This is a genomic window from Parendozoicomonas callyspongiae, from assembly GCF_023502345.1.
GTDB classification, from domain to species: domain Bacteria; phylum Pseudomonadota; class Gammaproteobacteria; order Pseudomonadales; family Endozoicomonadaceae; genus Sansalvadorimonas; species Sansalvadorimonas callyspongiae.
The window spans coordinates 1-948 of record NZ_JAMFLX010000102.1 but is presented as its reverse complement, the minus strand read 5'-3'; the positions used below and the strand labels follow the sequence as shown (position 1 = coordinate 948).

Genomic DNA, 948 nt, shown 5'->3' with positions numbered 1-948 from the left:
CAGGGCTAAATCATGAAACCCCTTGGTATCAGTAGCATCAAGCATCATGTTCAACTAGGGGGGCACCTGCCAAAACAAGATCCATATACTCCGTACTCATGGCAGCACGTTTCATTTTTCTTCTGATACCACCCTTGGCGGTTTTTTCATTCTTGAGCAAGTTCAGCGCTACATGCCTAAACCGTGCAAGAGTCTCTGCACCATTATCACGACGTATCCGGCACTGATCCTCATTCATTGCGACATCAAGAACATAGTGCAACTTATTCTCGACAGCCCAATGGCTTCGTACACTATTGGCCAGACTTTCCGCTGTCAGTTCGGCGGAACTGATGTAGTACCTGATACTGACATTTTCAATATTCTGAGGTGTATCACCAACCTGTCTGAAAGCGACAACGGCTCCCAGTTTCTGCAATCCCTTCCAGTCAAAGGAAAGGTTTACAAATTCATCAAAGGTTCCACTGACAACGTGAATGCGATGCTCACTCCTGCCGTGGCCCTTATCTTTTGTCTCATAGGTTTCCTCAAAGGCCCCAGAAAGAATTTTATGAAGTGGAAAGTGTTTCTCGAACGCAGCATGAAGCTTTGGCTGATTACCTTTTACTGCCAAGAGATAGTCCGCTTCATCATCAACTATTTTCTCTGCAATGGCACGCTGACAGCCCATAGCATCAATAGTTACAAGACATCCTTTTATTTCCAACAGGCCCAAAAGGTCTGGAATCGCTGTTATTTCATTGCTTTTTTCGTCCGTTTTTACCTGGCCCAGTACAACACTATTTTCAGTGCAAAAGGCACTGACCATGTGAATAGGATCTCGGCTCTGAGCTGTATCGTAGGAACGCCTAAGGGTCTTGCCATCAATGGCAACAACAACAGCACCATCTGTGGCTGTATGACAAGCCTTCATCCAATCCGAAAAACACTTTTCAAACTGTTTGGGGT

General features: G+C 45.4%; 1 protein-coding gene. It reads right to left on the bottom strand.

The window, feature by feature from the left end; all coding sequences use genetic code 11:
- Positions 1-37: 37 nt before the first annotated feature.
- The coding region (locus M3P05_RS20455; RefSeq protein ID WP_249701986.1) for an ISAs1 family transposase at positions 38-948 on the bottom strand (911 nt) is incomplete at its 5' end.